The sequence below is a fragment of the Pseudomonas sp. CFII68 genome (genome assembly GCF_000416195.1).
Taxonomy (GTDB): domain Bacteria; phylum Pseudomonadota; class Gammaproteobacteria; order Pseudomonadales; family Pseudomonadaceae; genus Aquipseudomonas; species Aquipseudomonas kilonensis.
The window spans coordinates 1-26,459 of record NZ_ATLN01000079.1; the positions used below are offsets into that span (position 1 = coordinate 1).

Consider the following 26,459-nt stretch of genomic DNA (forward strand, 5'->3'; position numbering starts at 1 on the left):
TTTCGCGAGCAAGCCCGCTCCCACAGGGTTAAAGGCCGATCAGCCCTCATCCCCGTCATCATCATCCCCACCGTCAACCTTCATCCCCAATTCCTTGATCTTGCGGGTCAAGGTATTGCGGCCCCAACCCAGCAGCACGGCGGCGTCGCGGCGGCGACCGGCGGTGTGCTTGAGGGCGGTCTCGATCATGATCCGCTCGAAGCTGGGCACGGCGCTGTCCAGCAGGCTCGACTGGCCACGGGCCAGGGCCTGATCAGCCCACTGGCGCAGGGCTTGCTCCCAGTTGGTCACCGGGGCTGAATCCTGCGGCAGGCTCAACAGCTCCGGCGGCAGGTCGCTGATGTGCACTTCGCGGCCCGAAGCCATCACCGTGATCCAGCGGCAGGTGTTCTCCAGCTGACGCACGTTGCCCGGCCACGGCAGGTTCTTGAGGTATTCCTCGGTTTCGCTCTTGAGCAGCTTGGGCTCGACCGCCAGTTCCTGGGCCGCGCGGCTGAGGAAGTGCCGGGCCAGGGTCGGGATGTCTTCGCGACGATCCGCCAGGCGCGGGATATGAATGCGGATCACGTTCAAGCGGTGGAACAAGTCCTCACGGAATTTGCCGGCGTGAACCAGGGTTTCCAGATTCTGGTGGGTGGCGGCGATGATGCGCACGTCCACCTTGACCGGCGTATGCCCGCCGACCCGATAGAACTCGCCATCGGCCAGTACGCGCAGCAAGCGGGTCTGGGTGTCGGCCGGCATGTCGCCGATTTCATCGAGGAACAACGTGCCGCCGTCGGCTTGCTCGAAGCGCCCGCGCCGCAGGTTGGCGGCGCCGGTGAATGCCCCTTTTTCGTGGCCGAACAGCTCGGACTCCATCAGGTCCTTGGGAATCGCCGCCATGTTCAGCGCGATGAACGGCGACGCCGCCCGTGGACTGTGACGGTGCAGGGCGTGGGCCACCAGTTCTTTACCGGTGCCCGACTCGCCGTTGATCAGCACGGTGATGTTGGAGTGGCTCAGGCGCCCGATGGCGCGAAACACTTCCTGCATCGCCGGCGCTTCGCCGATGATTTCCGGGGTACGGGCCAGGGCCGGCACCTCTTCCATGCCCTGTTGTTCCTGGGCATGTTGATTGGCGCGCTTGACCAGCGACACGGCTTCATCGACGTCGAATGGCTTGGGCAGGTATTCGAAAGCGCCGCCCTGGTAGGACGCCACGGCGCTGTCCAGGTCGGAATGGGCGGTCATGATGATCACCGGCAGCCGCGGATGCTGTTCGCGAATCCGCGCCAGCAGGTCCAGGCCGCTGGCGCCAGGCATGCGGATGTCGGAGATGATGACGTCCGGTTGCTGACGCGCCAGGCGACTCATCACCCCATCGGCGCTGTCGAAGCTCTGGGTGGTCATGCCTTCCTGTTGCAAGGCTTTTTCCAGGACCCAACGGATAGAACGGTCGTCATCGACGATCCACACGGTTTCACTACGGCTCATGTCGATGTGGCTCCTTGTTCCAGTGGCAGGAAGATCGAGAAGGTGGTGTGGCCGGGGTGGCTTTCACACTCGATCAAGCCCTGATGCTGACTGATGATGTTCTGGGTAATGGCCAGGCCCAGCCCGGTACCGTCCGGACGGCCGCTGACCATGGGGAAAAAGATGGTTTCCTGCAGCTCGGCAGGGATGCCCGGGCCGTTGTCGATGATTTCGATCTTGGTCACCAGGCGATGGCGCACGTGGCCGATGGTGAACTGGCGCATGGCGCGGGTACGCAGGCTGATGCGACCCAGGCGCAGCTCGTTCTGGCTGCTGATGGCTTGCATCGCGTTGCGCACGATGTTCAGCACGGCCTGGATCATCTGCTCGCGGTCGATCAGGACATCGGGGATGCTCGGGTCGTAGTCGCGCACCAGCGTGATGCAACCCTGGCTTTCCGCTTCCACCAGGCTGCTGACGCGCTCCAGCACCTCATGCACGTTGCACATCGCCAGCGATGGCAGCTTGTTCGAGCCGAGCATGCGGTCCACCAGGTTCCGCAGGCGGTCGGCTTCCTCGATGATGACGTTGGTGTAGTCCTTGAGGCTTTCTTCCGGCAGTTCGCGGGCGAGCAACTGCGCCGCGCCACGAATCCCGCCGAGGGGGTTCTTGATCTCGTGGGCCAGGCCGCGCACCAGCATCTTGCTGGTTTCCTGCTTGGACAATTGCGCTTCTTCCTTGGTGATGCGCAGCAGGCGATCACGCGGGTGGACTTCCAGCAGCAGCAGGGTGGCGCCGTTGTTCAGGATCGGCGTAACCGCGTAGTCCACGGTCAGGGTCTGGCCGGTCAGCGCGGTGAGCATCGCTTCGCGCTTGGTGAACGGATGGGCCTGTTCCACCGCCTGGCGCAAGGAGTTGAGCGCTTCGGTGGATTCGGTGAACAACTCGCTGATGAACTGCCCGTGGCTGCGCTGGCCACTGACGGCCAGGAGCATCTCCGCCGCCGGGTTCATGTACTCGAGGCGCAGTTCGGCGTCGAGCAGGATGGTCGCGGTGGTGAGGTTGTCGAGCAGCAAGCGGTGTAGTGCGTCGCTAATGGTCATCAGGACCTCTTTTGGAGCGTAGCAACTCGGGACCGGTCCCAAATTGCGCGCGCGATTAATGCGCTGTTACAAGGAAAATGCAAAAAACAAACCAAGGCTCCGAAAAGAAGCGTTTAGAGCCTCAAAAAGGTGTTTTTCGCCCGGTTGCGTGGCATTCAGCCAGCTTTTACGGGTACTTTCGAACCAAAATGGGTTTGGGATCTGAGTAGTGTGCAATGCATTGCACCAATATAGTGCGCAGTCCTGAGTGACGTCAGAAGAACGGCAGGATGCTGCTTTTTTCTTCTTCAGGCTTTTCGGCGAGGGGGCATTCGGGGCGTTGACCGTAGTCGGTCGTGGTGCAGGGCTTGATGCGGCGCTTTTGCGCCAGGGACATGCGTTGCATATGGAAGGGCTGGTTGGCGGTGCGTTCGACGATGCGGTCCTGCTCATCGAGGATTTCTACCGCCAGGTGATGGGTGCCTCGATCGATGTTGCTCAAGGCAAACACCGGGCTCGGCCCCGGCGCCCCCGTCGGCTGGCCGTCGAGCAGCAGGCGGTAGCGGTGACCTTTTTTCAGGCCGGGTTCGCTGGTGACGCTGACGATCAGTTCGCCTGCGGTGCTGCGTATCGTCGCGTCCGGCTCGGGTATCAACAGTCGGAGCATTTCGTAATGAAACAGCGGCTCGGGCCGGGTTTCGGCGGTGGGTGCCGTTGTTGTGCCCGGGGGCGTTGGCATCCGGTTGCCGGGTGGCAGTTGGACTTTTTTCGCATTGCCGGGGCGCGGCTGATCGGTGAAGACGCGATTACCCTGGGCATCGATGTAGGTGTAGACCTGCGCCACCCCAGGCAGCGCCGCCAGTGCCAGGCTAAGCGCGAGCAGCCAGCGGATCATGGCTGGTGCACCCGCTGCACGGTGAACGTGACGGTTTCGCTTTGTTGCACGAGGGTGTCCCCGTCGATGACTTGCACCGCCAGGCTGTGCTCGCCCCGATCGATGTTCACCAATTGCAGGCGCGGTACGTTGGTCGGCTGGCCATAGGGTTGGCCGTCCAGCAGCAGCCGGAACAGGTGAGGGCTGCGCAGGCGCGGTTGCGCCCGCACGCCAACGGTGAAGGTGCCGTTGTTGGCGCGCAGGGCTTCTTCGGTGGGGATGTCGGTCAGTTCCAGTGCCTCGTAGGCATTGCGCGGCTCGTCGCTGTTGGCGGGGGCTGGCGGTGTGTCCGGGCTGGCCGGGGATTGGCGTTCGATACTGTTGAGCGGCGGCAACTCCACCGTCTGGGCCGGTACGCCTTGGGGCGGCTGGTTGCTGTAGGCGGTGTTGCCGTCGGCGTCGGTGTACTTGTAGATCTGCGCGGCGGCGGGCAGTGCCAGCAGCAACAACAGGATGATTGAAAAGCCGCGACCCATGGAAAATCGACCGAAAACGAAAAGTGATGGGTGCAGCATAGGCCAGGGCGGATGGTTGGCCCAAGTTGTTGTGTTGCATGCGCCTCCTGTGGGAGCGGGCTTGCTCGCGAAAGCGGTGTATCAGTCGACATCTGTGTGTCCGACACACCGCATTCGCGAGCAAGCCCGCTCCCACAAGGGGAGGTAGGCTGTCTTAAGCTTTTGTGGAGGTACACAGCTCTCCGGTCGCTCGGATCAGGGCGAGGCGGTGCACCGGGTGTTGCTTGTTGTGGTGGGTGGCTCGGGCCAGCCATTGCGGGCATTGCGGGTCGGTGCGGTAGGGGGCGAAGTCGGCCAGTTGTTGCAGCAGGCGTTTTTGCAACCGGTCGAGTTGCGGGCGGATCTGTCCCACCAGGTCCGGGCGCGGGAGGTCCGGGGCCTTACCTTCCTGGGCCCAGTCGGACAAGTTGATGTACTGCACCATTTTGTTGGCTTCTATCTGGGCGGCGAAAAACGCTTCCACGGTTTCGCCACTCAGCTTGTAGGCCGGCGCCTGGGCGACAGCCGCGGCAATGACTTCACGCTCGCGCTGACGGTCTTCTACCGGTTTATGGCTGTCCCATTTGCTCAGGGCCACTTGATCGGCGAGGGCCAGGCGTTCTCCAATGGCGTTAAGCAGCGGAGTCAGGGCCTCGGGGGCGTAAGTCGAGGCGGCTTCGGCGGTGGTGGCCAGCAGCGCGGCTGACAGGGCAAGGCAGAGTTTGAAGCGCAAAGTCATGGACAGTCTCGTCTTCTATGGGGGGGGCGACGGGGCATCATGCACGTAACTGGCGCCCATAAAAAAGGCCTCCCGAAGGAGGCCTTTCTTTATTGCACGCCGTGCGTGGCGGCGCTTACTGGATTAGCAGCTGTAGTACAGCTCATATTCCAGTGGGTGTACGAAGGTACGAACCTTGATTTCTTCTTCGCTTTTCAGTGCGATGTAAGCGTCGATGAAGTCATCGCTGAATACGCCGCCCTTGGTCAGGAAGGCACGGCCCTTGTCCAGCTCTTCCAGGGCTTCTTTCAAGCTGCCACACACCTGTGGAATTTCCTTGGCCTCTTCAGGCGGCAGGTCATACAGGTTTTTGTCAGCGGCGTCGCCAGGGTGGATCTTGTTCTGGATACCGTCCAGACCGGCCATCATCAGTGCAGCGAAGGCCAGGTACGGGTTGGCAGCCGGATCCGGGAAGCGCGCTTCGATACGGCGGGCTTTAGGGCTGTTCACGTAAGGAATACGGATCGAGGCGGAACGGTTGCGAGCCGAGTAGGCCAGCATGACCGGGGCTTCGAAGCCAGGTACCAGACGCTTGTAGGAGTTGGTCGACGGGTTGGTGAAGCCGTTCAGGGCCTTACCGTGCTTGATGATACCGCCGATGAAGTAGAGGGCGGTGTCCGACAGGCCAGCATAGCCTTCGCCTGCGAAGGTGTTCTTGCCGTCCTTGGAGATCGACATGTGAACGTGCATGCCCGAACCGTTGTCGCCGTACAGAGGCTTCGGCATGAAGGTCGCGGTGCGGCCGTAGGCGTCAGCAACGTTGTGTACGCAGTACTTCAGGGTCTGGACTTCGTCAGCCTTCTTGACCAGCGTGTTGAATTTCACGCCGATTTCGTTCTGGCCGGCAGTTGCCACTTCGTGGTGGTGAACTTCCACGGTCTGGCCCATTTCTTCCAGTGCGTTGCACATGGAGGTACGGATTTCGTGGTCGTGGTCGAACGGTGGAACCGGGAAGTAGCCGCCTTTGACGCCTGGACGGTGGCCTTTGTTGCCGCCTTCCACGTCCTGGTCGGACATCCACGAACCTTGTTCGGAGAAGATCTTGAACATGGAGCCGGAGATATCGGACTTGAATTTGACTTCGTCGAAAATGAAGAACTCAGGCTCAGGACCGAAGAAAGCGGTGTCGCCGATACCGGTGGACTTCAGGTATTCCTCGGCGCGGTGGGCGATGGCGCGTGGGTCGCGGTCATAGCCTTGCATGGTCGAAGGTTCGATGATGTCGCAGACCAGGATCAGGGTCGGCTCTTCGGTGAACGGGTCCAGGACGGCAGTTTCGTCGTCCGGCATCAGGATCATGTCGGAGGCTTCGATGCCTTTCCAGCCGGAGATGGAGGAACCGTCGAACATTTTGCCGATTTCAAAGAATTCGTCGTCCAGCGCATCACGGGCCGGCATGGTCACGTGATGTTGAGTACCTTTGGTGTCAGTGAAGCGCAGATCAATCCACTTGACGTCATGATCTTTGATGAGTTGAACCGACTTCGACATATGTCCTCCGGGTGGCTTCGGGCGGGTAGTGGAGTGCCCTTAGATATGGGTGATGCCGGCGCGAATACTCTGCCAAGGCAACCTGCCTCACAAGGGAGCAAATTGCATGCCAGTGCCCCGCCATGGGTTTTTTTGCACCAAATCCACGCTTTTAAAGGCGTAAATCAAAGATTGTCAGACAATAACGCACTGCAATGTGGCGCCGTCAATCGATAATGACCTGTTTTGGTGCGTGTAAAACCATCTGCACATAAACTGGTTAAACCTTGAGCAATTTCCGCTATAATCCGCGCCCCCCTTTTTCGGCTGGCCGTTCGCGCGCTGTTTTCATGAAACTAATCGTAAAAGTCTTCCCCGAGATCACCATCAAGAGCCGCCCGGTACGGATGCGTTTCATCCGCCAGTTGGCCAAGAACATCCGTGCCGTGCTCCGAGACCTGGACCCGGCCGTGGTGGTGAATGGCGTGTGGGACAACCTCGAGCTGGAAACCCGTGTCAGCGAACCCAAGGTCCTGAAGGAAATGACCGAGCGCCTGAGCTGCATGCCGGGCATCGCGCATTTCCTGCAAGTCGATGAATACCCGCTGGGGGATTTCGACGACATCCTCGCCAAGTGCATGCTCCATTATGGTGATGCCCTGGCCGGCAAGATTTTTTCGGTGCGCTGCAAGCGTGCCGGCAAGCACCCGTTCAGTTCGATGGACGTGGAAAAGTACGTCGGCAGCCAGTTGCGCCGACAGTGCGGCGCGGCCGGTATTTCGCTGAAAGACCCGCAGATCGAAGTACGCATCGAAATTCGCGACCAGCGGCTGTTCGTGATCCACAGCCAGCACAACAGCATTGGCGGCTATCCGCTGGGTTCGCTGGAGCAGACCCTGGTGCTGATGTCCGGCGGTTTCGACTCCACGGTCGCCGCCTACCAGATCATGCGTCGCGGGTTGATGAGCCATTTCTGCTTCTTCAACCTCGGCGGGCGTGCCCATGAACTGGGCGTGATGGAAGTGGCGCACTTCATCTGGAAGAAGTACGGCAGCTCCCAACGCGTGTTATTTGTGAGTGTGCCGTTCGAAGAAGTCCTGGGCGAGATTCTCGGCAAAGTCGATAACAGTCATATGGGCGTCATTTTGAAGCGTATGATGTTGCGCGCCGCTTCACGAATTGCCGACCGCCTGCAAATCGATGCGCTGGTGACCGGCGAGGCGATCTCCCAGGTGTCGAGCCAGACGTTGCCGAACCTGTCGGTGATCGACTGCGTGACCGAGAAGCTGGTCTTGCGGCCGCTGATTGCCAGCCACAAGCAGGACATCATCGACCAGGCCAATGAAATCGGCACCGCCGAGTTTGCCCGGCACATGCCGGAGTACTGCGGCGTCATCTCGGTCAATCCGAAGACGGCGGCCAAGCGCGGGCGGGTGGAACACGAAGAGAAAGAATTCGACATGGCGGTGCTCGAGCGTGCGCTCGAAAACGCCAGGCTGGTGCCAATCGATCGAGTCATCGATGAGTTGGGCCAGGACATTCAGATTGAAGAAGTCGGCGAAGCGCTGGCCGGTCAGATCATCATCGACATCCGTCACCCGGACGACGCTGAAGACGACCCGCTGAGTATCGCCGGCATCGAGGTAAAAACGATGCCGTTCTATGCAGTGAACGCGCGTTTCAAGGAACTGGACCCTACTCGCCAGTACCTGCTGTATTGCGACAAAGGCGTGATGAGTCGCCTGCATGCCCACCATTTGCTCAGTGAGGGGCATGCCAATGTGCGCGTTTATCGACCGAGCTAAGTGCCCGGGGCTGTTTGCCTGTGGCCTGCGTCACCGGCCCCCCGACGCCGCCGACAGGCTGTAACGGCTTGTCGGACTCAACGTAAATCGCTGCCACGACCTGTCAGCACACCGAATCCTCTGATCGAGATACACAAGTGATCGAAAATCTACGCAACATCGCCATCATTGCTCACGTTGACCATGGTAAGACCACCCTGGTAGACAAACTCTTGCGTCAATCCGGCACCCTGGAGCGCAACGAGCTCAACGACGAGCGCGTGATGGACTCCAACGACCAGGAAAAAGAGCGCGGTATTACCATCCTGGCGAAAAACACCGCCATCAACTGGAATGGCTACCACATCAACATCGTGGACACCCCGGGCCACGCCGACTTCGGTGGTGAAGTAGAGCGCGTGATGTCGATGGTCGACTCCGTGCTGCTGCTGGTTGACGCTCAAGACGGCCCTATGCCGCAAACCCGTTTCGTGACCAAGAAGGCTTTTGAAGCCGGTCTGCGTCCGATCGTGGTGATCAACAAGGTTGACCGTCCAGGCGCGCGTCCGGACTGGGTCCTGGACCAGATCTTCGATCTGTTCGACAACCTGGGTGCCACCGAAGAACAGCTGGACTTCAAAGTCGTCTACGCCTCGGCCCTGAACGGTATTGCCGGTCTGGACCACACCGCCATGGCTGAAGACATGACCCCGCTGTACCAGTCGATCGTCGACGACGTACCAGCACCGAAAGTCGACCGTGACGGTCCGTTCCAGATGCAGATCTCGGCACTGGACTACAACAGCTTCCTGGGTGTTATCGGTGTTGGCCGTATCGCCCGTGGTCGCATCAAGCCGAACACCCCGGTGGTTGCCATCGACGCCGACGGCAAGAAGCGCAACGGTCGTATCCTCAAGCTGATGGGTCACCACGGCCTGCACCGCATCGACGTTGAAGAAGCAGCGGCCGGCGACATCGTCTGCATCAGCGGCTTCGAGCAACTGTTCATCTCCGACACCCTGTGCGACCCACTGAACGTCGAAGCGATGAAGCCGTTGACCGTCGACGAGCCAACCGTTTCCATGACCTTCCAGGTCAACGACTCGCCATTCTGCGGTAAAGAAGGCAAGTTCGTGACCAGCCGTAACATCAAGGAACGCCTGGACAAAGAGCTGCTCTACAACGTGGCACTGCGCGTTGAAGAAGGCGACTCGGCCGACAAGTTCAAGGTCTCCGGCCGTGGTGAGCTGCACCTCTCGGTACTGATCGAAACCATGCGTCGCGAAGGCTTCGAAATGGGTGTGGGCCGTCCTGAAGTGATCATCCGCATGGTTGATGGCGTCAAGCACGAACCGTACGAAAACGTGACCATCGACCTGCCGGAAGAATCCCAGGGCGCGATCATGGAGCAAATGGGCCTGCGTAAAGGCGACCTGACCAACATGGTTCCGGATGGCAAGGGCCGTGTGCGCCTTGAGTACAACATCCCGGCTCGTGGCCTGATCGGTTTCCGTAACGAGTTCCTGACCCTGACCTCCGGTGGCGGCATCCTGACTTCGATCTTCGATCGTTACGACGTGATGAAGTCCGGCGACATGTCCGGTCGTCAGAACGGTGTCCTGGTATCGGTTGCGACCGGCAAGGCACTGACCTACTCGCTGGAAACCCTGCAAGCGCGCGGCAAGCTGTTCGTCGAGCACGGCCAGGATATCTACGAAGGTCAAATCGTCGGCCTGAACAGCCGCGACAACGACCTGGGCGTGAACCCAACCAAAGGCAAGAAGCTCGACAACATGCGTGCTTCGGGCAAAGACGAAACCATCGCCCTGGTTCCGCCGGTCAAGTTCACCCTGGAGCAAGCTCTGGAGTTCGTGCAGGAAGACGAGCTGTGTGAAGTGACGCCGAAGTCCATCCGTCTTCGCAAGAAGATCCTGGGCGAAAGCGAGCGTACCCGCGCTGCCAAGAAAAGCGGCAACTGAGTTTCGACTTAGTTAGCAGCTAAAAAAACGCCCCCGGTCGTGAGATCGGGGGCGTTTTTTTATGCCTGGAAATTATTGGGTGTCTGATAGGGCCCCTTCGCGAGCAAGCCCGCTCCCACAGTGGATCTTCAGTGGACACAGATTTTGTATCCGCCGTAGATCCATTGTGGGAGCGGGCTTGCTCGCGAAAGCGATCTGCAAAACGCCGCAGAAACTAGCAGTCGATCAGAATTTGTCCAGCGTCCGTGGATTACGCTCGCGCTCCACTTCCTTGGGCTTGTAGGCGCAATAGCCCGGACGTGGCCCGACCCGTGGATGGTTGCGGCAGGTGTCCGGACGTTTCTCGTAAATGGTGCACAACCGGCTTTTGCGGTCCAGATAAAGGCAATCGTTGTTGCTCATGCGCTGGAGCGTGAAGATTTCCGACTTCTGGTTGTAGCGCTCGACGATCCCTTCCTTTTGCAGGCGCTTGGCGATGTTCTTCGGCGGGTCGCCCAGTTCGAACTCATCGACGATGCCGATGCGGATCAGGTCCTTGATCTTGACCTCCACCGGCAGCGTGCAGCAGCTCGACACGCAGGAACCGCACATCGGGGCGGAGTACTTGGCCCAGGTATCGAGTCGGTCGATCTCCGCGGCGGCGATCAGGTTGGGCTTCATCATCACGGTTTACCAGCATGCATCAGGGCGCGCGATCATACCGGGACTGGTGAAATTTTGAACGACCATCCGCCAGTTTTTTTTCATCCCGGCCAAACCTGCCCGGATCGGCACGGCCCCTGCATTCATTCGACCATCCGGCAATTCCATGGCGATGATTCTCCGACACTCGGGGAAATCCACCGAACCAAGAGCCTGTACCGTCTGTCAGACCGTCTAGGCTCAGACAATTCCATGCTCGTTCGAGGTCTTATCGATGACTCAAGAACCACTTGTTCGCGAAGCTGAAGTTGCCGCATTTCGCGACGCCGTGTTGACCAAACTCACTTATGCCGTCGGCAAGGACCCGGATCATGCGTTTGATCACGACTGGTTCGAAGCCATTGCCCTCGCCGCCCGCGACCACATGGTCGATCACTGGATGGACCACACGCGACAGATCTATCGCAAGGGCCAGAAGCGCGTCTATTACCTCTCCCTGGAATTTCTCATCGGTCGCTTGCTCTACGACAGCCTGAGCAACCTCGGCCTGCTGGATACCGCCCGCGAAGCCCTGACCGAGCTGGGCGTGGACCTGGAGCGCATCCGTCTGCTCGAGCCGGATGCGGCGTTGGGCAACGGTGGCCTTGGCCGCTTGGCCGCATGTTTCATGGAAAGCATGTCGACCCTGGGTATTGCCGGCCATGGCTACGGCATCCGTTATGAACACGGCCTGTTCCGCCAGGCGATCGTCGACGGCTGGCAGCAGGAGCAGACCGAACACTGGCTGGATTTCGGCAACCCGTGGGAGTTCGAGCGGCCGGAGGTGGTCTACCCGATCGGCTTTGGCGGTGGCGTCGAGACCGTGACCGATGAGGCGGGTAAAACCCGGCAAGTCTGGTCCCCGGCCGAAACCGTGCGGGCCATCGCCTATGACACACCCGTGGTGGGCTGGCGCGGTGCCAGCGTCAACACCCTGCGCCTGTGGCGTGCCCGCGCCGTGGAAGACCTGCACCTGGAGCGCTTCAACGCTGGCGACCACCTGGGCGCGGTAGCCGAAGTGGCCCGGGCCGAAAGTATTTCCCGCGTGCTGTACCCGGCCGACAGCACCGAGGCTGGCCAGGAACTGCGCCTGCGCCAGGAGTACTTCTTCGTGGCCGCCTCGCTGCAGGACCTGCTGCGTCGTCATCGCAACATGCACACCTCGGTGCTGACCCTGGGCGATCACGCCGCGATCCAGCTCAACGACACTCACCCGTCCATTGCCGTGGCCGAGCTGATGCGACAACTGGTGGACGTCTACGACGTGGCTTGGGACGCGGCCTGGCAGATCACCCAGGACACGCTGTCCTACACCAACCACACGTTGCTGCCCGAAGCCCTGGAAACCTGGCCGGTGGGGCTGATGGAGCGCATGTTGCCCCGGCACATGCAGATCATCTACCTGATCAACGCCCAGCACATCGATTCGCTGCGAGCCAAGGGCGTGCACGATTTTGATGTGCTGCGTTCGGTTTCGCTGATCGAAGAGGACAACGGTCGCCGGGTGCGCATGGGCAACCTGGCGTTCCTCGGTTCCCACAGCGTCAACGGCGTGTCCGGGTTGCATACCCAACTGATGCGCAGCACGGTGTTTTCCGAGCTGCACAAGCTCTATCCGGATCGGATCAACAACAAGACCAACGGCATCACCTTCCGCCGCTGGCTGTTCCAGGCCAACGCCGAATTGACCTCAATGATGGTCGACGCCCTCGGCCCGAGCGTGCTCGACAACCCCGAGGAGCGCTTGATCGAACTGGAGCCGTTTGCCGACAAGCCAGCGTTTCGCAAACTGTTCGCCGAGCAGCGCTTGCACAGCAAGAAGGCCCTGGCTTATCTGATCCACGAGCGCCTGGGCATCGCCGTGAACCCGGCGGCCATGTTCGACGTGCAGGTCAAGCGGATCCACGAGTACAAGCGCCAGTTGCTCAACCTGATGCACACCGTGGCGCTGTACCAGGCGATCCGCGCCGAGCCGGAAGTGGACTGGGTGCCGCGGGTGAAGATCTTCGCCGGCAAGGCCGCCGCCAGTTACCACCAGGCCAAGCTGATCATCAAGCTGACCAACGACATCGCCCGGGTGGTGAACAACGACCCGACCGTGCGTGGTTTGCTCAAAGTGGTGTTCCTGCCCAACTACAACGTCAGCCTGGCCGAAAGCATCATCCCGGCGGCGGACCTGTCGGAGCAGATCTCCACGGCCGGTTTCGAAGCGTCGGGCACCAGCAACATGAAGTTCGGCCTCAACGGCGCACTGACCATCGGCACCATGGACGGCGCCAACGTGGAGATGCATGAGCGCGTCGGCGGTGAGCACATGTTCATCTTCGGCCTGACCGCCGAGCAGGTGGAGGCCCGCAAGCAAAATGGTGAGTTCAGCGCCGCGCCGGACATCGCCGCGTCCCATCGGCTCAACGATGTGTTGCAGGCGATTCGCGGCGGAGTGTTCTCGCCGGATGATCCGATGCGCTACGCCGGGCTCGTGGACTCGTTGGTCGATTACGATCGCTTCCTGGTCTGCGCCGACTTCGACTCGTACTGGAACGCCCAGGCCAAGGTCGAAGAGCGTTGGCATGACTCCAAGCAATGGTGGCGTTCGGCGGTGCTCAACACCGCGCGCATGGGCTGGTTCTCTTCGGATCGGACCATCCGTGAGTACGCGACCGACATCTGGAAAGCCCTGGAGTAGCATTTGCTGTAAGAAATGTGAGCGAAGCCCAACGGCGGTTGGGCTTCGTCGATATACTAGGCGCCAGTTTCGCCGGGCTATGTGGCCGGGCTCAGCACTGGAAGTGCCAACAATCCAATGTGGGAGCGAGCTGTGTGGGAGCAAGGCTTGCCCGCGATGAAAACGCCGCGGTCTCTTGAGGACCGTAGCGCCTGGATCGCGAGCAAGCTTTGCTCCCACAAAGCTCGCTCCCACAATGGATCTGTCACAGCCGGTGGTTAGTCGTGTTCTTCCAGGTAACGCAACGCCAGTTGCTCGGTCGCCACCTTGGTCGCGGGCGGCAGGTGCGGGGCCACCAGCATCATGATCTGGTAGACCACCAGCCGAACCTCGCCTTCGCGGTCGAGGATCCGCTGGTAGTCCAGGGAGAACAGCAAGGTCATGGTGATCTGTTCCACCAGCTGCCCCAGGGCCTGGGTATCGCTGACCAGCAATCCCTGGGCCTTGAGTTGCGCCAGCAGTGAGGCGAGGGTGCGCTTCAGGGCATTGAGCAATTGGCGGATACCCTTGGCCAGCTTCGGCAGGCGTCCGGCCAGGTTCGACAGGTCCTGGAACAGAAACCGGTACTGGGCCAGGCGCTCGACGATCAAGTGCAGGAACAGCCAGTAGTCTTCCGGCGCCAACTGCACGTCCGCCGGCGGGTCCAGCAGCGGCGCCAGTTCGCCCTGGAATCGCTCGAACAGCCCGAGGATCAGCGGTTCCTTGCCATGGAAGTGGTAGTAGAGGTTGCCCGGGCTGATGCCCATTTCGTTGGCAACTTCCAGGGTGGAGACGTTCGGTTCGCCCTTTTCGTTGAACAATTGCAGGGCACATTCAAGGATGCGGTCGCGGGTTTTCATCCGGTCTTCTTAATGATCAAGTCATGCCACGGCCAATCGCCTGGCCGTGGGGTAAGGCCTTCAGCGCACGCGAACATAGGTGCCGGGAGCGGCGTCCAGAGGCGGGTAGTTCGCATTGCCCAAGGTCATCTGGGTTTCGTGCTGGGCACCGGAGCGTTCCTGGATCCAGCCCAGCCATGGGGTCCACCAACTGCCTTCGACGTGCTTGGCGTCGTAGTACCAGGCCCGTGGGTCGCTGCTCAATTTTGCGCTTTCGATGAAGTTGGCCTTGGGGTTGCCCGGCGGGTTGAGGATGCTCTGGACATGGCCGCTGTTGGAAAGCACGAAGCGTTTTTCGCCACCGAGCAACAGGGTCGAGCGATACACCGCGTCCCACGGCGTGATGTGGTCATTGATGCCGCCCACACTGAAGCTGTCCACCGTCACTTTCTGCAGGTCGATGGGCGTGCCGCACACTTCCAGGCCGCCGGGATGGGTCAGTGGGTTGTGCTTGAAGAAGTCCAGCAGGTCGCCGTGGTAAGCCGCCGGCAGCCGGGTGCAGTCGTTGTTCCAATAGAGGATGTCGAAGGCCGGTGGCTCCTTGCCCAGCAGGTAGTTGTTGATGAAGTAGGTCCAGATCAGATCGTTGGGGCGCATCCAGGCAAACACCCGGGCCAGGTCGCGGCCATCGAGGATGCCTTTCTGGTAGGAACGGCGCTTGGCGGCTTCGAGAGTCTGCTCGTCGATGAACAGCGTGGCTGGACTGTCGATCTGGCTGTCCAGCAGGCTCACCAGGTAGGTGGCACTGGCGACCCGGCGCAACTGGCGCTTGGCTTGCAAGTGACCTTGCAGGGCCGCGATGGTCAGGCCCCCGGCGCAGGCGCCCATCAGGTTGACCTCGCGGGCACCGGTGATCGCCCGGCAGACGTTCATGGCCTCTTCCACGGCCTCGACGTAGCTGGACAGGCCCCATTCGCGGTGGCGTACGTCAGGGTTGCGCCAACTGATGATGAAGACCTGCAAACCGTTTTTCAGGGCGTACTGGACGAAGCTGTTGGAAGGACTCAGGTCGAAAATGTAGAACTTGTTGATCTGCGGCGGCACGATCAGCAACGGTTTGGCGTATTGCTTTTCGCTCATGGACCGGTACTGGATCAGCTCGAGCAATTCGTTGCGAAACACCACCGCGCCAGGGGTGGTCGCCAGGGTCTTGCCGACTTCAAAGGCATGGGGCGTGACTTGTCGCGGCAACCCGTCGTTGTGCAGCAGGTCATCCACCAGGTGGCTGAGGCCTCGGACCAGGCTGGTACCGCCGGAGTTGAACAGTTCCTTGACCGCCAGTGGGTTGAGCAAGGTATTGGACGGCGATACGGCGTCGTTGAGCAGGGCGAAGGCGAAGTGGGCGCGGGCGCGGTCATCCTGGCTCATGGTGCTTTCGTCGATCCAGCTCGTGACCTGCTTCTGCCAGCTCAGGTAAGCCTGCAGGCTGCGGCGGTAGAACGGATTGAGCTGCCAGGTGGGATCGGCAAAACGCGGGTCGTTGGGGTTGGTGGGGTGCAGGGTCTCGCCCAGCAGCACGCGGCCCAGTTGGCCGCCCAGTTTCAACGCGTGCCGGGCACTGTGCACCGGGTTGCGCAAGCCGTGTGCGGCGACGCTGCGCAAGGTCGACAGCAAGTCCCTGCCACGCAGGCCGGTGACCGCACTTTGTGCGTTGATGAAGTTGGCAGGGGCGGGTATGGAACCCTTCGCCGGTTTGTCGCGCATGAGTCAACTCCTTCGTCATCAGGCTAAAAACAAACACACCGAACCAGACAACATAGTCGCTGTTTCGGGTCGCTGCGCGGTCCGGCGTCCTGCCAGGCGCTAATGGGCGGTTTTAGCCGCCGCCCAGCGGCGAGGGATGCGGATGCATCACGGCACGCTGACGTTCTTCCTCGAGGAATTTCATGATGATCGGCGCCACCGCCTCGGCCCGGGTGATCAGGAACAGGTGGCCATCATCGATGATGTGCAATTGAGCGTTGGGAATGCGCCAGGCCAGCATGCGCATGTTGATCAGCGGGATCAGCGGATCGTCGTCGCCGGCCAGTACCAGGGTCGGCTGGTGGATCTTGTGCAGCCAGTGGATGCTGGTCCAGCCCAGGCCGGCGAACAGTTGCCAGTAATAACCGAGCTTGCCCGCCGAACGAACCTTGGCCGCATGGCTGGCCGCCAGGCTCGGGTCGCGACGGAACGAACCGCCGTAGATCAGTGGGGCGATACGCATCACATGGGACGGTTGAACGTAGCGCCGGGGGCTGGCCATCATCCACAGTACCTTCGGTTTGCCCGGCACCATCACCGCCCCGGCCGCCGTGGCCGCCAGGACCAGCTTCTTGCAGCGCTCGGGGTAGTCATAGGCGAACTGCTGGGCCAGGGCGCCCCCCCAGGACACGCCGATCACGTTAACCTGCCCATAGTCGAGGTAATCGAGCATTCGCGCGGTGAGTTTGGCCAGGCCAGGAAAGCGATACGGCCGGTTGGGCGTCGATGAACCGCCGACACCGGGTACGTCAAAGGCGATGACTTCCAGGTCCGGGTCCAAGGCCTGGATGAACGGGAACACCAGCTCGAGGTTGGCGCCGATGCCGTTGAAAATCAGCAGGGGCGTCAAGTGAGGCTTGCCGGGACGTACCGCGGTGCGCAAGGTCTGGCCATCCAGATCGACGGTACGGAAGATGTACGGTTGCGGCATGCTTCAAGCCCTGTGGGTCATGTCTCGGTTTACCTGTGTTCGGTTTGTCAGACCGAGTCGCGGCCTTCGCGAGCAAGCCCGCTCCCACGTTGGGTTCTGCTGTGAACATGAGTTTCAGGTTCGCAACCGATCAAATGTGGGAGCGGGCTTGCTCGCGAAGACGGCCTTGTATTCACCAGTAATGTCGGCTGTCGAAGTGCATTCGTGAGCAAGCCCACTCCCGCAGCAGACGAGTTGCATCCATTACCGCTCATGCACATAGGTGCCGGGTGCCGCTTCACCGGCCGGGTAGGCCTTGTTACCCAGCACGGTCGGGGCTTTCTTCAGTTTGCCCGAGCGCTCGGCCTGCCAGGCCTGCCAGTGCAGCCACCAGGAATCGGTGTGCTTGGTGGAGTTTTCCTGCCAGTCCTCGGCCTTGGTCGGCATGTCCTCGCTGGTCATGTAGCGCGACTTGGGGTTGCCTGGCGGGTTGAGGATGCTCTGGATATGGCCACTGCTCGACAGCACGAACTCCACCTTGCCGCCAAACAACTGCGCCGATTTGTAGCAGGACTTCCACGGCGTGATGTGGTCGTTGGTGCCAGCCAGGGAGTAGATGTCGGCGGTGACCTGCTTGAGGTCGATGGGCGTGCCGCACACTTCCAGTGCATTGGGACGGATCAGTGGATTGTTCTTGAACATTTCGATGAGGTCGCCGTGGAACGCCGCCGGCAGCCGCGTGGTGTCGTTGTTCCAGAACAGGATGTCGAACACGGGCGGCTCGTTGCCCAACAGGTAGTTGTTGACCCAGTAGTTCCAGATCAGGTCGTTGGGGCGCATCCAGGCGAACACCTTGGCCATGTCGCGGCCTTCGAGTACACCGGCCTGGTAGGAGTGACGCTTGGCCGCCTCAAGGGTCTGTTCGTCGACGAACAGTGCCACGTCGGTGTCCAGGGTGGTGTCGAGCACACTCACCAGCAGGGTCAGCGCATTGACCTTTTTCTCGCCGAGGGCGGCGTAATGGCCCAGCAGCGCGGTGCAGGTGATGCCGCCCGAGCAGGCGCCGAGCATGTTTATGTCCTTGCTGCCGGTGATGGCCGTGACCACGTCCACCGCTTCCTTGAGCGCCTCGATGTAAGTCGACAGGCCCCACTCGCGCTGCTCCTTGGTGGGGTTGCGCCAACTGATGACGAAGGTCTGCACGTTGCTGCGCAGGCAGAAGCGCGCCAGGCTCTTGTCCGGGCTCAGGTCGAATACGTAGAACTTGTTGATCTGTGGCGGCACCACCAGCAGCGGTCGCTCGTGGACCTGCTCGGTGATGGGCCGGTAGTGGATCAGCTCCAGCACGTCGTTGCGAAACACCACGGCGCCTTCGGTCACGCCCAGGCTCTTGCCGACCTCGAACGCGCCCATGTTGACCTGGCTCGGCATCCCGCCGTTGTGCACCAGGTCCTTGGCCAGGTGGGATAGGCCGTCCAGCAGGCTCTTGCCGCCGGTTTCGAAGAAACGCTTGACCGCCGCCGGGTTGGCCGCCGAGTTGGTCGGGGCCATGGCTTCGGTCATCAGGTTGATCACGAAATGCCCGCGGCTGATGTCCGCGGGCGAGAGGTTGCTGTCGTCGATCCAGGCGTGCAGCTCCTTGCGCCACGCCAGGTAGGTTTGCAGGTAGCGCTTGTAGAGCGGGTTCTGGCTCCACGCCGGGTCGGCGAAGCGGCGGTCGTCGCCGGCCGGTTGCAGTTCGGATTTGCCGAACAGGACATTCTTGAGTTCGACGCCGAAATGGGCGACGTGCTTGACGCTGTGCAGCGGTTGTTTGATGGCCTGGGTCAGCACCATGCGGGCAGAGGCCAGCAGATCTTTTCTGCGCAAGCCGACGACGGGATTCAACCCCAGGGTATTTTCCGAGGCTTGATACTTCAGGTCATCGTTGTTCTTGTTGCTCATCTACGACGCTCCATTGTCCTTCAGACGAGTACCCGGATCGTGCCATGAAGACACACAGCCGATACCAGGTACGCTGCTCGGGTGACCATTAATTCCGCATCGAGGTCCAATGAGGAAACGTATGCCAGGAACTCGCCGGTTCCTTTGCAGGTAACTTGCCAGCTCCATTGGTTACCCGAGTTTAATTTTTTTCGCAAGCAGGCCAGTCATTGACGTTGCCGCGCGGGCATTCAAGCAGATGAGTCTAGAAAATTCGCCCTAAAGCGCCAGCCCTTGAGTTAGAGCATCAGCTTGACGACGGACTCGTTCGGATCGCGGGTTTTCCCGGCAGCCTTGAGTTCGCCAAGATAATCGTTCCACAAGTCTTCCTGACGCACCGCCAACTGATAGAGATAGTCCCACGTGAACAGTCCGCTGTCGTGGCCGTCGTCGAAGGTCAGTTTCAGTGCGTATTGGCCGGCCGGTTCGACCTTGGTCAGGGCAACGTTGAGCTTGCCGTATTGCAGGATGGGTTTGCCGTGGCCCTGGACCTCGGCGGAAGGCGAGTGCACCCGCAGGAATTCGGCGGGCAGGTGATACTCCTCGTCCGGCGCGTATTTGAGCGTCAGGGTCCTGGAGGCTTTGTGCAGGTTGATGGCGGTGGGGAGTTTGGTCATGGCCTGTGATCCGTCTCTGAAGGATGCCTTGATCTGCAAAAACGACACGGTCCATGTGGGAGCGGGCTGTGTGGGAGCAAGGCTTGCCCGCGATGAAAACGCCGCGGTCTCTTGAGGACCGCAGCGCCTGGATCGCGAGCAAGCCTTGCTCCCACACAGCTCGCTCCCACAGGTCCCGGGAAACCTGTCAGTGATTTACAGGATATACCGCGACAGGTCTTCGTTCTGCGCCAGCTCACCCAGGTGGCTGTTGACGTACTCGGCGTCGATGAGGATCGGCGCTTCGTTGTGGGCGCTCGCCAGGTCGCCGGCGCTGAACGAGACTTCCTCGAGCAAGCGTTCGAGCAGCGTGTGCAGGCGACGGGCACCGATGTTCTCGGTCTTCTCGTTGACCTGCCAGGCGATCTGGGCCAGGCGCTTGATGCCTTCTGGCGTGAACTCGATGTTCAGGCCTTCGGTCTTGAGCAGCGCGCAATACTGTTCGGTCAGGGACGCGTGGGGCTCGCTGAGGATGCGTTCGAAGTCTTCGGGCGTCAGCGCCTTGAGTTCGACACGGATCGGCAGGCGACCCTGCAGCTCCGGCACCAGGTCGCTCGGCTTGCTCAGGTGGAACGCGCCGGAAGCGATGAACAGGATGTGGTCGGTCTTGACCATGCCCAGCTTGGTGTTGACCGTGCAGCCTTCGATCAGCGGCAGCAGGTCGCGTTGTACACCTTCGCGGGACACATCGGCACCGCCGACATTGCCGCGCTTGGCGACCTTGTCGATTTCGTCGATGAACACGATGCCATGCTGCTCGACCGCCTCCAGCGCCTTGGCCTTCAACTCTTCTTCGTTGACCAGGCGACCGGCTTCCTCATCGCGCACCAGCTTCAGCGCTTCCTTGACTTTGAGCTTGCGGTTTTTCTTCTTGCCCTTGCCCATGTTGGCGAACAGGCTCTGCAACTGGTTGGTCATCTCCTCCATGCCGGGCGGCGCGGAAATATCGACGCCGGCCATTTCGGCCACTTCGATCTCGATTTCCTTGTCGTCCAGCTGGCCTTCGCGCAGGCGCTTGCGGAACAGCTGGCGGGTGTTGGAGTCCTGGGTCGCCGCGGCGTCGGCGTTGAAGCCCATGCGCGCCGGTGGCAGCAGGGCGTCAAGGATGCGCTCTTCGGCGGCGTCTTCGGCGCGGTGGCGGACCTTGGTGATTTCCTGTTCGCGCAGCAGCTTGATGGCGGCATCGGCCAGGTCACGGATGATCGACTCGACGTCGCGACCGACATAGCCGACTTCGGTGAACTTGGTGGCTTCGACCTTGATGAACGGCGCGTTGGCGAGTTTGGCCAGGCGCCGGGCGATTTCGGTTTTACCGACACCGGTCGGGCCGATCATCAGGATGTTCTTGGGGGTCACTTCGACGCGCAGTTCTTCGGGCAGTTGCATCCGGCGCCAGCGGTTACGCAGGGCGATGGCGACGGCGCGCTTGGCATCGTCCTGGCCGATGATATGGCGGTTGAGTTCGTGGACGATTTCGCGGGGAGTCATGGACATAATAATGGGTGGTCCTCAAGCAGGAATGGGCCGTGGCGTGGGTCGCCTGGACAGGCTTATTCCGCGAGGTCCTGCTCCTCAATGGTCTGGGTGTGGTTGGTGAAGACACAGATGTCGCCGGCAATGCCCAAGGCAGTCTCGACGATCTCACGGGCCGACAGGTCGGTTTTTTTCAGCAGGGCGCTGGCCGCAGCCTGGGCGTAGGCTCCGCCGGAACCCATGGCGATCAGGCCGTCTTCGGGCTCAACGACGTCGCCGTTGCCAGTGATGATCAGGGAGGCGTCCTTGTTGGCGACCGCGAGCATGGCTTCGAGGCGGCTCAGGGAGCGGTCGGTGCGCCATTCCTTGGCCAGTTCCACGGCGGCACGGACCAGGTGGCCCTGGTGTTTCTCAAGCTGGCCTTCGAAACGTTCGAACAAGGTGAAGGCGTCGGCAGTGGCCCCGGCGAAACCGGCGATGACTTCGCCGTGATACAGGCGGCGGACTTTCTTCGCGTTGCCTTTCATCACGGTGTTGCCCAGTGAAACCTGGCCGTCGCCGCCCATGACGACTTTGCCATGACGGCGGACTGAAACGATGGTGGTCAAGGGAGAGTCTCCACGCAGCGGGGCGAAAATGCCCGGATGGAACTCATATGGGGGTGGCGTGGTTTTTTTCAACTGCGGGGGACGAGTGGTGCGAGTCACGTAGGAGCTGTCGAGTGCAACGAGGCTGCGATCTTTCCCCAGACCATTGAGTCTCAAGCGAAAGATCAAGATCAAAAGATCGCAGCCTCGCTCCGCTCGACAGCTCCTACAGGCCCAGCGGGAGCAAGCTCCCTCGCCACGAAAGCCCCGCAGCCACAGATGCCTTCGTTAGAATCAGCGGCTTTGGCGTTGTTGTAACAACAGATTGCTGAAACCGCTGCCAGCCAGTTGCTTCTGGGCCTTGGTCAGTTCCTCGCGGTTGCTGAACGGCCCGACCAGTACCCGGTACCAGGTTTCGTCCTTCACGGTGCCGGACTCCACCGACACGGACTGGCCTAGCAGAATGATCTGTGCCCGGACCTTGTCGGCGTCGGCTTCCTTGCGGAACGAACCGGCCTGGAGGAAGAACTTCGTCACCGGCGCGGCTTTCTGCACCGGAGGGGCCGGTGGCGGCGTGATGCCGGCCAGGGCCGCCTGGGCGCGAGCGGTGTCGATCTTCGCCGCTTCGGCTGGGGTCACCGGCGTGGTGGGCACTTGCGGCGTCGGCAGGGTTTTCTCCGGCACGGCCTCGGGCGGCACGATGACTTCCGATTCCGGCAGCAAGGTGTAGAAGTCGTACTTCGGCTTCACCGGTTGCGTCGGGCTTGGCGGGGTCTTGTTGGCCTCGGCGATGCGCGTGGCTTTCTGCTGCTCTTGCCGGACGCGCTTGACGTCATCGCCCTGGCCCGGATCCAGCTTCATCAGAAACACAATGAACGCGCCGACGGTCAGGCCGATGGCCATCCACAACCAGCCCGGAATCGGCTGTTTGGCCGGGGGCTGGTAACGACTGGCGCCGCGCTTGGGTGCAGGTTTTTTCTTGGCGGCCAACTTACATGCGCTCCAGGGTTTCCAGGCCCAGCAGTTCCAGGCCTTGCTTGAGCGTACGCCCGGTCAGCGCGGCGAGGCGCAGGCGGCTCTGCATTTGCTCTGGGGTTTGCGCGTTGAGGATCGGGCAGTTCTCGTAGAAGCTGGAGAACAGGCCGGCGACATCGTACAGGTAGGCGCACAGGGTGTGCGGCGTGCCCTTGTCGGCGACGTTATTCAACACTTCACCGAACTGCGCCAGCTTCGCCGCCAGCTCCTGTTCATGAGGGGCCTCGAGCACAATCTGGCCGTCCACTTCATTGAAGCTTTTGCCGAGCTTGCGGAACACCCCCGCCACGCGGGTGTAGGCGTACAGCAGGTACGGCGCGGTGTTGCCTTCGAAATTGAGCATCAGGTCGAAGTTGAAGCTGTAGTCGCTGGTGCGGTGCTTGGACAGGTCGGCGTATTTCACCGCGTCGATGCCCACGACCTTGGCGATCTTGCGCAGTTCGTCTTCGGCCAGCTCGGGGTTCTTGCCCTTGACCAGGGTGTAGGCGCGGTCCTGGGCTTCGGTCAGCAGGTCGATCAGCTTCACCGTGCCGCCATCGCGGGTCTTGAACGGGCGGCCGTCGGCGCCGTTCATGGTGCCGAAGCCCATGTGCTCCATCTCCATTGGATGGGGCACGAAACCGGCCAGGCGTGCGACTTCGAACACTTGCTGGAAGTGCAGGGCCTGGCGCTGGTCGACGAAGTACAGCACCCGATCGGCCTTGAGCACGCCGTTGCGGTAGCGCACGGCCGCCAGGTCGGTGGTGGCGTAGAGGTAGCCACCGTCGGCCTTGACGATGATCACCGGCAGCGGCTCGCCATCGGCGGTCTTGAACTGGTCGAGGAACACGCACTGGGCGCCGTTGCTTTCCACCAGCATGCCCTTGGCCTTGAGGTCGTTGACCACGTTGATCAGGTCGTCGTTGTAGGCGCTTTCGCCCATCACGTCGGCCATGGTCAATTTGACGTTCAGCAACTCGTAGATTTTCTGGCAGTGGGACAGGGAGATGTCCTTGAACTTGCTCCACAGTGCCAGGCACTCGGCATCGCCGGCCTGCAGCTTGACCACCAGGCCCCGGGCACGGTCGGCGAACTCGGGCGACTCGTCGAAGCGTTGCTTGGCGGCGCGGTAGAAGTTCTCCAGGTCCGACAGCTCGTCACTGGTGATTGGGTTTTCCTGCAGGTAGGCCATCAGCATGCCGAACTGGGTGCCCCAGTCGCCCACGTGGTTCTGACGGATCACGGTGTCGCCGAGAAACTCCAGGACCCGGGCCACGCCGTCGCCGATGATGGTCGAGCGCAGGTGGCCGACGTGCATTTCCTTGGCCAGGTTGGGGGCCGAGAGGTCGACCACGGTGCGCTGCAACGGGCCGGCCTTGCGCACGCCAATGCGTTCGTCAGCCAGGGCCGCGTCAAGGCGCGAAGCCAGGGCCTGGGTGTTCTGGAAGAAATTGATGAACCCGGGCCCGGCAATGTCGGCCTTGCTGACGTTCTCGTCGGCCGGCAGCGCATTGATGATTTTCTCCGCCAGGTCCCGTGGCTTCATGCCAGCCGGCTTGGCGAGCATCATCGCGATATTGCTGGCGAAGTCGCCGTGGGTCTTGTCGCGGGTGTTTTCGACCTGAATCGCCGGCGACAGGCCTTCTGGCAACACACCTTCAGTGACGAGTTGGGCGATGGCTTGCTGGATGAGCTGGCGAATGGTGTCTTTCATGGTCTTCTCTTTCAACCGCAGGCGCGGCGGCGCTTCGATGCGCTGGTGGAAAAACTGGGCATTATCCGTGGCGAAGACGGGCTTGCCAACTGTAGCGGGTCGGTTAGTAACTATTCCAGATGGTCAGGATGTACTCGGACCCTGTGGGAGCGGGCTTGCTCGCGAAAGCGGCGGCACAGCCAACATCATCGCAGCTGATCCACCGTCTTCGCGAGCAAGCCCGCTCCCACAGGGGACAGTGGTCAGTACAAATCCACCGGATCCACATCCAGCGACCAGCGCACCGCCCGCCCGCTGGGCATCTGTTCCAGCACCAGCAGCCAGGCGCTCAGCAGTCGATGCAGCGGTGCCCGGGCATTGGCCTGTAATAAAAGCTGCGCGCGATAGCGCCCGGCCCGCCGTTCCATCGGCGCCGGCACCGGGCCCAAGAGTTCGATGCCGGTGAGATTCTGCTCCGCCAGCAAGCGCTCTGCCTCGCTGCAGGCCTCATCGAGAAAGCCTTCGGCCTGCCCCGGCTTGTGGGCTTCGGCCCGCAACAGCGCCAGGTGGGCAAAAGGCGGCAGGCCGGCACTGCGGCGTTCGCTCAAGGCCTGTTCGGCGAAGGCGAAATAACCTTGCTCGGTCAGTTGGATCAACAGTGGATGATCGGCCAGGTGGGTCTGGATGATCACTTTGCCCGGCTCCTCGGCCCGCCCGGCCCGGCCTGCGACCTGGACGATCAACTGCGCCATGCGCTCGCTGGCGCGGAAATCACCGGAGAACAGTCCGCCATCGGCGTCGAGGATCGACACCAGCGTGACCCGTGGGAAGTGGTGCCCCTTGGCGAGCATCTGCGTGCCCACCAGGATGCACGGCTGGCCCTTCTGGATCGTGGCGAACAACTGGTTCATCGCGTCCTTGCGCGAAGTGCTGTCGCGATCCACCCGCAGTACCGGGTAATCGGGGAACAGGATGCCCAGCCGTTCTTCGGCACGCTCGGTGCCGGCACCGACCGGGCGCAAGTCCACTTTGCCGCACTGCGGGCAATGCCTTGGCACGCGCTCGACGTGGCCGCAATGGTGGCAACGCAGCTCGCCATGGCGTTGATGCACGGTCATCCGTGCGTCGCAACGTTCGCAGCCCGACATCCAGCCGCAGTCGTGGCACAGCAGGGTCGGGGCAAAACCGCGGCGATTGAGGAACACCAGGACCTGTTGCCCGGCAGCCAGGGTCTGGCCGATGGCTTGCTGCATCGGCCCGGAAATGCCGCTGTCCAGCGGGCGACTTTTCACGTCCAGGCGCAGGAAGCGCGGTTGCTTGGCGCCGCCGGCCCGCTCATTGAGGCGCAGCAGGCCGTAGCGGCCGGTGTAGGCGTTGTGCAGGCTTTCCAGCGATGGCGTGGCCGAGCCGAGGACGATCGGAATGTTTTCCTGGCGGGCGCGCACCAGCGCCAGGTCGCGGGCGTGGTAGCGCAGGCCTTCCTGCTGTTTATAAGAGCCGTCGTGTTCTTCGTCGATGATGATCAGGCCAGGGTTCTTCATCGGTGTGAACAGGGCCGAACGGGTGCCGATGATGATGTCGGCCTCGCCGTCACGGGCGGCGAGCCAGGCCTCCAGGCGTTCGCGGTCGTTGACCGCCGAGTGCACCAGGGCGATCCGGGCGTTGAAGCGCTGTTCGAAGCGCGCCAGGGTTTGTGGGCCGAGGTTGATTTCCGGAATCAGCACCAGGGCCTGCTTGCCGGCCTCCAGGGTCTGGCGGATCAGTTGCAGGTAGACCTCGGTCTTGCCGCTGCCAGTGACGCCGGCCAGCAGAAAGGCGTGATAGCTGTCGAGACCTGCGCGAATCGCTTCGCAAGCAGCCCGCTGTTCGGCGTTGAGCGGCAGTTCCGGCTGGGCCAGCCAATGTTCATGGCGGACACCGGGGGCGTGCCTGCGCACTTCCACCTGCACCAGGTCCTTGGCCAGCAGTAGATCGAGACTGTCCTTGCTGAGCATCAGTTTGCTCAGCAATTGATGCGCCACGCCGTGGGGATGCTGGGCCAGGGTCGTCAAGGCCTCACGCTGGCGCGGGGCACGGGCGATGCGCGGGTCGTCCAGCGAGGCGCCAGGTGCCACCGACCAGAACCGCTCCTGGCGCGCCT

At 61.6% G+C, this 26,459-nt stretch carries 20 protein-coding genes; 3 read left to right on the forward strand and 17 right to left on the reverse strand.

All coding sequences use genetic code 11. From position 1 onward, the window contains the following. Window positions 1-39: 39 nt before the first annotated feature. The 6 genes from ntrC to glnA form a co-directional block, all read right to left on the reverse strand. Window positions 40-1,476 carry a nitrogen regulation protein NR(I) gene (ntrC, locus tag CFII68_RS14560; RefSeq protein WP_014336110.1) on the reverse strand — a complete coding sequence of 479 codons (1,437 nt, stop codon included), beginning with the start codon at window positions 1,474-1,476 and terminating at the stop codon, window positions 40-42. Continuing rightward, window positions 1,473-2,558 carry a nitrogen regulation protein NR(II) gene (gene glnL / locus CFII68_RS14555; RefSeq protein ID WP_014336111.1) on the reverse strand — a complete coding sequence of 362 codons (1,086 nt, stop codon included), beginning with the start codon at window positions 2,556-2,558 and terminating at the stop codon, window positions 1,473-1,475. The genes ntrC and glnL overlap by 4 nt, the downstream gene beginning before the upstream one ends. 253 nt (window positions 2,559-2,811) lie before the next feature. Continuing rightward, window positions 2,812-3,432, reverse strand: a complete 621-nt coding sequence (locus tag CFII68_RS14550; RefSeq protein ID WP_018606664.1) for a DUF4124 domain-containing protein — start codon at window positions 3,430-3,432, stop codon at window positions 2,812-2,814. Next, window positions 3,429-3,947: a DUF4124 domain-containing protein gene (locus CFII68_RS14545; RefSeq protein ID WP_018606666.1), complete on the reverse strand. Its 519-nt coding sequence runs from the start codon at window positions 3,945-3,947 to the stop codon at window positions 3,429-3,431. The genes CFII68_RS14550 and CFII68_RS14545 overlap by 4 nt, the downstream gene beginning before the upstream one ends. A 193-nt stretch (window positions 3,948-4,140) precedes the next feature. Further along, window positions 4,141-4,704: a chorismate mutase gene (locus CFII68_RS14540; protein ID WP_018606668.1), complete on the reverse strand. Its 564-nt coding sequence runs from the start codon at window positions 4,702-4,704 to the stop codon at window positions 4,141-4,143. A gap of 123 nt (window positions 4,705-4,827) precedes the next feature. Beyond that, entirely contained in the window at window positions 4,828-6,234 is a 1,407-nt protein-coding gene (glnA, locus tag CFII68_RS14535; protein WP_003186728.1) for a glutamate--ammonia ligase, read from the reverse strand. Window positions 6,235-6,563: 329 nt separating this feature from the next. On the opposite strand from glnA, the gene thiI reads away from it, so the two are divergent. Beyond that, window positions 6,564-8,018 carry a tRNA uracil 4-sulfurtransferase ThiI gene (thiI, locus tag CFII68_RS14530; protein WP_003196863.1) on the forward strand — a complete coding sequence of 485 codons (1,455 nt, stop codon included), beginning with the start codon at window positions 6,564-6,566 and terminating at the stop codon, window positions 8,016-8,018. 137 nt (window positions 8,019-8,155) lie between these two features. Then, entirely contained in the window at window positions 8,156-9,976 is a 1,821-nt protein-coding gene (gene typA, locus CFII68_RS14525; protein ID WP_003186725.1) for a translational GTPase TypA, read from the forward strand. 225 nt (window positions 9,977-10,201) lie between these two features. On the opposite strand, the gene CFII68_RS14520 is transcribed toward typA, so the two are convergent. Beyond that, a complete protein-coding gene (locus CFII68_RS14520; protein WP_003196865.1) occupies window positions 10,202-10,639 on the reverse strand; it encodes a YkgJ family cysteine cluster protein in 438 nt (145 codons plus the stop codon). A 253-nt stretch (window positions 10,640-10,892) separates the two neighbouring features. On the opposite strand from CFII68_RS14520, the gene CFII68_RS14515 reads away from it, so the two are divergent. Next, a complete protein-coding gene (locus tag CFII68_RS14515) occupies window positions 10,893-13,343 on the forward strand; it encodes a glycogen/starch/alpha-glucan phosphorylase (protein WP_018606673.1) in 2,451 nt (816 codons plus the stop codon). Between the two features lie 257 nt (window positions 13,344-13,600). On the opposite strand, the gene CFII68_RS14510 is transcribed toward CFII68_RS14515, so the two are convergent. The 10 genes from CFII68_RS14510 to CFII68_RS14465 form a co-directional block, all read right to left on the reverse strand. After that, the gene (locus CFII68_RS14510) at window positions 13,601-14,221 is read right to left on the reverse strand and encodes a TetR/AcrR family transcriptional regulator (protein WP_018606676.1); all 621 of its coding nucleotides are present in this window, start codon (window positions 14,219-14,221) and stop codon (window positions 13,601-13,603) included. Window positions 14,222-14,281: 60 nt separating this feature from the next. After that, window positions 14,282-15,964, reverse strand: coding sequence for a class II poly(R)-hydroxyalkanoic acid synthase (phaC, locus tag CFII68_RS14505; RefSeq protein WP_018606678.1), 1,683 nt, complete (start codon window positions 15,962-15,964; stop codon window positions 14,282-14,284). Between the two features lie 112 nt (window positions 15,965-16,076). Continuing rightward, window positions 16,077-16,934, reverse strand: a complete 858-nt coding sequence (phaZ, locus tag CFII68_RS14500) for a poly(3-hydroxyalkanoate) depolymerase (RefSeq protein ID WP_003186648.1) — start codon at window positions 16,932-16,934, stop codon at window positions 16,077-16,079. 243 nt (window positions 16,935-17,177) lie between these two features. Continuing rightward, window positions 17,178-18,857, reverse strand: coding sequence for a class II poly(R)-hydroxyalkanoic acid synthase (gene phaC, locus CFII68_RS14495; protein ID WP_018606684.1), 1,680 nt, complete (start codon window positions 18,855-18,857; stop codon window positions 17,178-17,180). A 278-nt stretch (window positions 18,858-19,135) separates the two neighbouring features. Then, window positions 19,136-19,513: a gamma-butyrobetaine hydroxylase-like domain-containing protein gene (locus tag CFII68_RS14490; RefSeq protein ID WP_018606686.1), complete on the reverse strand. Its 378-nt coding sequence runs from the start codon at window positions 19,511-19,513 to the stop codon at window positions 19,136-19,138. 195 nt (window positions 19,514-19,708) lie between these two features. Next, window positions 19,709-21,046, reverse strand: coding sequence for an ATP-dependent protease ATPase subunit HslU (gene hslU / locus CFII68_RS14485; RefSeq protein WP_003196955.1), 1,338 nt, complete (start codon window positions 21,044-21,046; stop codon window positions 19,709-19,711). Between the two features lie 56 nt (window positions 21,047-21,102). Beyond that, entirely contained in the window at window positions 21,103-21,633 is a 531-nt protein-coding gene (gene hslV, locus CFII68_RS14480; RefSeq protein ID WP_003196958.1) for an ATP-dependent protease subunit HslV, read from the reverse strand. 273 nt (window positions 21,634-21,906) lie between these two features. After that, a complete protein-coding gene (locus CFII68_RS14475; protein ID WP_018606713.1) occupies window positions 21,907-22,602 on the reverse strand; it encodes an SPOR domain-containing protein in 696 nt (231 codons plus the stop codon). A gap of 1 nt (window position 22,603) precedes the next feature. Then, window positions 22,604-24,340: an arginine--tRNA ligase gene (gene argS, locus CFII68_RS14470; RefSeq protein WP_018606714.1), complete on the reverse strand. Its 1,737-nt coding sequence runs from the start codon at window positions 24,338-24,340 to the stop codon at window positions 22,604-22,606. Between the two features lie 242 nt (window positions 24,341-24,582). Beyond that, window positions 24,583-26,459 (reverse strand): primosomal protein N' (locus CFII68_RS14465; RefSeq protein WP_018606716.1); only part of this gene is annotated, 1,877 nt, incomplete at its 5' end.